Annotated in this window: 4 protein-coding genes and 2 pseudogenes; 4 read left to right on the forward strand and 2 right to left on the reverse strand. The window is 55.0% G+C overall.

The window, feature by feature from the left end:
* Window positions 1-155 precede the first annotated feature (155 nt).
* The 3 genes and pseudogenes from RDV48_20630 (at window position 156) to RDV48_20640 (ending at window position 2,323) form a co-directional block, all read left to right on the forward strand.
* Window positions 156-542: pseudogene (locus RDV48_20630) on the forward strand (DUF4143 domain-containing protein).
* Between the two features lie 147 nt (window positions 543-689).
* Window positions 690-2,075: a PQQ-binding-like beta-propeller repeat protein gene (locus RDV48_20635; GenBank protein MDQ7825220.1), complete on the forward strand. Its 1,386-nt coding sequence runs from the start codon at window positions 690-692 to the stop codon at window positions 2,073-2,075.
* 119 nt (window positions 2,076-2,194) lie between these two features.
* Window positions 2,195-2,323: pseudogene (locus tag RDV48_20640) on the forward strand (type II toxin-antitoxin system VapB family antitoxin).
* A gap of 62 nt (window positions 2,324-2,385) precedes the next feature.
* On the opposite strand, the gene RDV48_20645 reads toward RDV48_20640, so the two are convergent.
* Window positions 2,386-3,129 carry a hypothetical protein gene (locus RDV48_20645; protein MDQ7825221.1) on the reverse strand — a complete coding sequence of 248 codons (744 nt, stop codon included), beginning with the start codon at window positions 3,127-3,129 and terminating at the stop codon, window positions 2,386-2,388.
* The gene (locus RDV48_20650) at window positions 3,126-5,318 is read right to left on the reverse strand and encodes an aspartyl protease family protein (GenBank protein MDQ7825222.1); all 2,193 of its coding nucleotides are present in this window, start codon (window positions 5,316-5,318) and stop codon (window positions 3,126-3,128) included. The genes RDV48_20645 and RDV48_20650 overlap by 4 nt, the downstream gene beginning before the upstream one ends.
* Window positions 5,319-5,929: 611 nt before the next feature.
* Here RDV48_20650 and RDV48_20655 point away from each other — a divergent pair.
* On the forward strand, window positions 5,930-7,513 hold the full coding sequence (locus RDV48_20655; protein MDQ7825223.1) for a hypothetical protein: 1,584 nt from the start codon (window positions 5,930-5,932) through the stop codon (window positions 7,511-7,513).
* Window positions 7,514-7,534: the final 21 nt, after the last annotated feature.

Raw genomic sequence — 7,534 nt, forward strand, 5'->3', positions numbered from 1 at the left:
CTGAGAGCACACCTCTCAAAAAAAGAGATAACGCTCATCACGGGCCCCCGCCAGGCAGGCAAAACTACGCAGGTGCTCCTTTTGGAGGAGCACCTGCGAAAACAGGGGGAAGAGACTCTCTTTCTCAATCTTGATATAGAGCGTATTATTTCTGGGACCTCGGTCTTCGCAGCTTTGCCGCCGGGGTCTTTGGAAACAGCGAAGCTTCCGGAGCTCCGGGGTTTCTTTTCCAGAATTTCGTGTACCTCCTCCTGAGGGAAAAGATTGCGGCGAGCGCCTCGAGGCTCTTCTTCTGGAGAACCAAGGATGGTGCGGAAGTCGATTTCGTCATTGATTCCCCCGTGGAAGCAATCCCCGTGGAAGTGAAATACAAGGCGATGAGGAAGCGTGAGATTCCGCGGGGGCTCAGGAGCTTTGTAGAAAAGTACCACCCTGAGAGGGCTTATGTGGTAAACCTGTCTCTTGATGATACTGCCGAAGCCGGTCATACAAGGATATACTTCATGCCATACTGCAGGATACTCTCAGGGCTGGCTCTCTGAAATGCGGGGCAGGTATTTTCTGCCCATATTGCCTGAGTGACTTTCACTGGATGATATGATATAATTTTCTGGGAAGAATTTTGGCATCGCGCGGAATACCGAGTGCGGCGCCATTGAGCTCTCAGAAAGCAGGGAGGTTGTTGCTTCATGGAGATGAACAGGGTCAATGGCTCCTTTTCTCCCGGCTATGCCGCCCTTAACCAGGGCACGGGCCTTCCCGAGGCGAAGGAAGAAAAGGAAGCGGCAGCGTTTTCCGATGGCGGCGATCAGGTTGCCCCTGCATACCCGCATGAGAGCATTCCGCAGCTCTCCCCTATGGCCGGCTCTCCTTCCATCGACATGACAAAGGCGGCCCAGGCCCTTTCAAAGACGAATACCGTGCTCTGGGAATTCAGCCATAAAGGGGACATGGTGCAGGATCCCCTCATTGCAGAGGGCGCCATCTATATAAGCGCCTTCACCGACGGCCTCATCGGGAAGACACTCTATGCCCTCGATGCGAAGACCGGCGACAGGATGTGGGAGATTAAGGAGAAGGAGCGCACCTCGGGGTTTGCGGTCCAGGACGGGGTGTGCTACTATGGCAGCGAGGCGGAAAAGAAGCTCTTTGCCCTTGACGCGAAGACGGGCAGCAAACTCTGGGAGTTCCAGGCGCCTGACGGGATGATATCGGACCCGGTGGTCCACGACGGCGTGGTCTATGCCGGTGATTACCGCAGGAATCTCCATGCCATAGACACGAAGACCGGCGAAGAGCTCTGGAGCTTCAAGACCAGAGGCACCGTCACCGGCAGGCCCGTGGTCTCCGACGGCGTGCTCTACGTGGGCTGCCATGGAAAGAGCGATATGGATGGCGGAGCCATCTATGCCCTGTCGCTGAAAAAGAAAGGCCTCAGGGGGCTCCTCACGCGGGTCCTCTGGAAAGAGCGCCCCGAAGGGTATCACGGCATGGACATGACGGTCAGGAACGACACCCTCTACCTGTCAACGGAAGATGGCAATATTCTTGCCCTGGACAAGAAGAACGGCAGCGAGCGGTGGAAGAGCAAGCCCTGGGAAGAAGGCCAGAAGCTCGTGGTCTATCCCGCTCCGATAGTTGCCGGCAATGAGCTCTTCTGCTCGAGGGTGGACGGCACCCTGTTTTCCCTGAATGCGGAAACAGGGGAGAAGCTCTGGCAGGCCCCCCTGCCCGGAAACATTCACAAGACGCCCCAGGAGAGAAAAGGCATAATCTATATCGGATGCGCAGATCAGAAGATTCATGCCATTGACGGGAAAACAGGCAAGGAGCTCACCACGTATTCCGCTTCGGGAAGGCTCGATCCCTCATTCTCGCTTGGAAGCGACGCCATCTATACGAGCCATGGCGGGAAGCTCTCCGCCAATCTCCTCCCCGATGCCGTGCCCGACGCGGCGCATATCGCAGAAGAAATTGAAAACGAGCCTGTCCCGGAGAAAGGATCTCTCGAGGAGATCGACGGTATGCTCTCCGTGGACGGCATCAGGCTCAAGGTAAGGCAGGAGAGGGAGTAAGGCTTGCCAACCCTGAGCCTGTGGTAATAACCTTTACAGGAGACGGCGTCGCCAAGGGCGAGGGACTGGATTTGATATACACATTTATCGATGCTATGATGTGTATGGGAGGTGCAGATATGAGAACCAACATCGTTCTTGACGATAAGCTTGTCGATAAGGCGATGAAATGCACCGGCATCAGGACGAAGAGAGAGCTGGTGAATTTCGCATTGAAAGAGCTTCTCGACCGCCGGGAGAGGAAGAAAATCCTGCGACTGGAGGGCAGGCTGTGCTGGGAAGGCGACCTGGACGATATGAGAAAGGCCTGTCACTTTATATATTTGACGGCTTCGGGATCGGCGCCGATTCTGTCAAGCACTTTCCTGGCCTTCTCCTCCAGATCCCCGAGCCCCCGCTTTTCCTTCTCCAGGGCCTCTTCCCTCGTGAGCTGCCCATCCCTGATGAGCACAGAATAAAAGAAACCGTCGTTGGTGATGCCGTTATTCTTATATCCCCGGTAATTTGCCAGGTGGTGAAGAAGGCAGTCCTGGCGGGTCTCCTTGCCCTGGAGCATCTCCCACCCCGTTTCCCTGTTGAGGGCCGCGATATGCTCAAAGGGCCTGTATTCAATATATTCAAAGAAATAGAGCACGTCGATCCCTGTGCCTTTGAAGGTGACCTCGATAAAGGGATCAATCCAGGCAAGCTTCCCCGGCGGCTTCATCAGCCAGTTGTCCCGCATCTTGTAGTAGAAATGCCTCATGCAGCGATACATGAAAGGAAGGTGCCAGAAATACTTCAGCACCCGGTAATCTCCCACCATCCCCTCGTACATTCTTTTCATCCTTCTCAGGCCGAAGGTGTGTGAAAATTCCCCGAAGCCCTCCTTGAAGCTTTTCTTGCCGTCTTTCAGAAAAGAGTCGGGGGCATCTTCAAAATCGGTGGAGCCCCACACCATGAAGGGAATACCGTGCTTTCGCGCTTCACGGAGGGCAAATGCCCGGATATTGTTTTCACAGTTGATGCAGATCCCCCCCAGGCCGGCGATCCCCCTGAAATCGCTGTACTTCACCGCTTGTTTGGAGGTGGAGTGAACTTATAAGGGTCATCGAAAAAACGGTTTTTGGTCAATATGACCTCTTTTCCGCCATAGTTAAAAACGATGTTGAAGCGCCTCAGCACTTCATTTCCAATACTTCCTGCAATATCCATCGTGGCAAAAGAGCCCCCTTTCATTACAGGGAGACGGGACAGTACCCTCCGCAGCTCAATGGTGCCCTCCCCTGAAAGGATAATATCGATTTTCCCGAGTTTCGCAGAGATCGGACCGCCTATTCCATATCCTGTGGTCAGGACAGGGCCGGAGAAAAGCCCGGTGAGACCGTGCGCATCGGCAAACTTCTGAAATAAGGTGAAAGCAGAGCGATCTCCGGTGTCAATCAGAATTTTACCACTCATTCCTGAGACCTGTCCTGAAATCACAGGGTCCCCGCCAATGAGCTCAAAGGGGATTTTTGCACTGTATCCCCGGGGAGCTTTAAAGGCTTCAGGCAAGGACAATATCAGTCTGCCTCTCTCAAAGTCCAGAGTTGCCACGGCTCTCTGTAACACCTCATACCCCAGCACTCCATCGAGGCTTTTGAAATTAAATCTCCTGCGTATTTCTGAAAGATCAACGACTTTGAAGGTCTGATTGGTAAGGACGAGGTCGCCGAGTGTGCACTCAGCAATTTTCGCAGTAGAGCTCTGTACACTTTTTTCCCCTGCACCGGTTACCTTGTCACCCTGCTCCGTTGCCAGGCCAAGGCTTTCAGCGGCTTCCGGAGTGATGATATTGGAGCCGCCTGTATCGAAGATGAACGTCAGAGGCTTTTTCCCGTTTATACCGGCGCTCACCATGATGCGGTTGTCGAATAAGGTGAAAGGAACCGTTGTTTCGGTTCTCCCCTTCCTGAAATAAAAATCACCGCCGGGAGCTGATCCTTTTTTGATATTTTCATCGAGCCATTCCTTCAGGATGGTGATGATAACTGAATTGAATTCGCCGGGGCTGGACCGCTGCGTGAAGCTGTCCTTCATCGAGGCTGTTTTTTTGAAGTAGTGATCGATGCCTTCAACGCCAATATACCGGCCTCTGCAAATCCCTTCCGCGCTCACGGTTGTTTCGATTACCTTATGATCCGATTCCGAGGATACAAAATCATTCCTGCCCCACAGGGAAAGGACATTACAGCGCGCTTTCCTCCAATAAAGGGGGATGTCCTCGGCTGCCAGCTGAATCCAGAATTCTCTCGAGCGGCCGAATAAATGCTTCCCATCGGGCATGAGCTCCGACAGTGCTTCCTTCATTTCAGGCTTTGTATTGATAATCTCGTTGAAGCTTTTCTTCTCTACAAGCAGCGCATGAAGGACTGCCTGCTGATCGTGAACTCTCTTCTTGATCTGCTCTGCCGGCATCCCGCTTAATTCCGCCTGGCGCATCGTGTTTACTGGAAAATATTCCAGCCAGCGGGCCACCGTTCCATATACTATCACCCCGTTTACCGCGATCTCGCCTGCCAGGACAGGGGCAAAGCATCCGCCCATGCTGTGCCCGAATATGAAAACGTTCTCCTGTTCCACAAAATCGAAGGATTTAAGCTGTTCAAGCGCTTTCCGGTATGAATCCAATTCTGCCTCAAAATCAATATCCTCGTAGGGCCCGCCTTCGCTGTCTCCTATTCCGGGCTTCTCAACCCTGACAGTCACATAACCATTCTCTGCAAAGAACCTGAGGATGCGGCTGTAAGAGCCTTCTGCCGCAAGAGGCTGATCTATCGAGGCTGCACCAAGTCCCTGGATGAAGAAAAGCGCGGGATGTTTCCCTTGTGCATGGGGAATCGTTATTATTGTCCGGATCAATGCGCCGTTACTGGTGACCTGCCGGTAAGAGACATCGAAATTGCCGCCCTTATCGCGCGGCCGTTCAATAAACAGCACTGAGCGGCTCAAGCGCCTGCCGTTCCGTATGAAGGTTATTTCCACCGTTTTTCCTGCCGGTATCCTGGCAACTGCCGAGGCGAATCCGGGAACCGAACCGGGAACAGCCTCCCCGTCCATTATGAGAAGGATGTCCGCTGCCAGGAATCCTGCTCCCCCGGCAGTGCTCCCGGGAAGCACTTTTTGAATGACAAGCCCTTCTCCCTCGATGAGCTTTTCTTTCTCACGGATGTCCCCGGGCACCGGCGCCAGTAATGCGCCGAAAAATGCCTTCCGCCTCAATTCTCCGGCTTCTGCCGACAACGTTTCGTCCAGAGCCGGAAATGATAAAAATGAAAGCGCGATGAACAATAAGAACAACTGGATTGCCGCATTAAAGATTTTTCTGCTGATGGACACAGATTTTTTTTCGCCGTAGATTGAAAGTTCTCCTCTGCCTTCGGGAAGCGGCGGATCAGTGCGTGGAAAAAGTCGGGTGAGGCGTATGGGAAGGCCGGGTGAGGCGTATGGGGAGGCCGGGTGAGGCGTATGGGAAGGCCGGGTGAGGCAGAGAGAATGAGTGAATCAAGGAAATACGACTGGCTGTATGGCAGCTCCCATGAAAGTAGGTGAAAAATTATTTTTATCTCCCTGGTTTTGCGAACTCATCACTCCGCGCTTTCGCCGCATGGCATTTTCCTGCGCTGGAGAGACTTTCAGGGCCCTGGACGGCAAAAAACGCGCAACAGGCCTTTCCGGCTCACCAGGCGGCATGTGGTTATGGCTCTGTAACCCAATGTACATAAGACATTCTGCAGACGGCCCTTTTGACTTCATCTCCTTTCTCCAGTATAATAATAAGGGATACAAAAGAAGCCCGTTATGGGTGAATACCCCATGAAAGGAGGATTATTGTGAATACCGGTGTGATCCGCGAGTATCCCGGCTACGAGGCCGTGATGGAGGGCGGGCAGGTTTTCAAGGCTGCCCCCGGCCTCCCGCTGGTCACGTACGGCGCCGACGAGGTGCTCTCACGGGCTGACAGCCGGCATATCTTCAGGGATCTCACCGGGGAGGTCCTGGACTGGAACCTCTGGTGCCTCTCTTCCGCCGGGGTCAGGCTCGATCTTCTCATCGGGGAGGCACTTCTTTCTCTACACGGGAAGCTCGAGAAGCTCGGCTATGTGAGAATTTCCGATTTTGTGCGCGAGGAGCTGGGCATCTCTTCCAGGAGCCGCTACGAGCTGATGAGGAATGCGAAGGCCCTTCAGAAGCTCCCCCTCATCAGGGAAGCTCTTGAAAAGGGGCTTCTGCGCAAAAGCGCGCTGCGGTATCTTTTCCAGGTCGTCACTCCTGAGACCGAGGCGGAGTGGCTCCGAAAAGCCATGCATTCTACCATAAGAGAAATTGAGGAGGAGGTGAAGCGTTTTAAAGCCGGGGAGGCCGGCACAGGTGCTTCGGGAGATGCTGAAGGCGGCTCCCCGGGGGGCGGCATCAATACCTTTGTCGCCGGGGATGACGATGAAGAGGACACCGGGAGCCTCGCGGTAAGCGTGCGGGTTCCTTTTTCCGTTGCCGCGAAATGGGACCGGGCGCTGGAAGTGTTTCGCAGGATCGAGGAGGCGGAGCTCCCTTCGGATAGTTTCCTCGAGGCCCTTCTCGCCGAGTTCGCCGCTTCGGCGCCGCTCGAGGGTATCGGGGCGCAGGGCCGGGAGGCACCAGGAGCTTCGCTCTGCCATCAGCAGGAAAAGGAGCTTGCCCGGCAGGTCCACAGGGACCTCGAAGAGGTGTCGCACCTCTGGGATTACCTCCCCTGGAAGCCAGTCACGGTGGAGCTTCCCCCGGAATTCCAGGCTCCCGGGAGTCACTGCTCCGTTGCCAATACCGCCGTCGGGGCCCCTGATGGGTCCCAGGTGGGGTTCCCTGCCGCCGATCCCTTCGAAACAGTCGCCCGCCTCCGGAAGATGGCGACGCTGCGCCACTCCATTTCCTTCTACCAGGGGCGCCTCCTTCGGACCCTCAACAATTTCGGCCTCTATAAAGACATGCTCTTTCTCTCCCTGGGGCACTACACCAGGGAGCGCCTCGGGATGTCCCGCAGCACCGCGTATTCTCTCATCAAACAGGAAAGGAGCTATTTAGAATATCCTGATATGCTGGACCTTGTCCAGGCGGGGAAGCTCTCCCCCGAGCAGGCGCGGCATCTCGCCAAGGTCTTCAACGAGGGGACCAGGGTCAAGGGAGCGTGGCTCTCCTATGCCCAGGAGGTGCCGGTGGCCACCCTCATGCAGGCTGTCGAGGCGTTCCTCCGCTTTGCGAAGAGGGCTGTCCACAAAAAATGGGATATCGATCCCGAGGCCTTCGAGGCGGCCGTCACGGGGAGGTCCGTCAAGAGGGTTTCCCCTGCACTCTCTAATGCCTCTGAACCCAGTGGGGATAAGGGTTTGGATGCGCCAGTCCAGAAATGCGGTGCGGCCGAGCAAGGTCGTGTTGTATAGTGGGTGCGAATCCCACCTGAT

It is taken from the genome of Candidatus Eremiobacterota bacterium (assembly GCA_031082125.1).
GTDB lineage: Bacteria > Vulcanimicrobiota > CADAWZ01 > CADAWZ01 > Ess09-12 > Ess09-12.

Bases quoted from the DNA above. Each gene is read 5' to 3' on its own strand.
- RDV48_20635 (MDQ7825220.1), top strand. From the start codon at position 690: ATGGAGATGAACAGGGTCAATGGCTCCTTTTCTCCCGGCTATGCCGCC.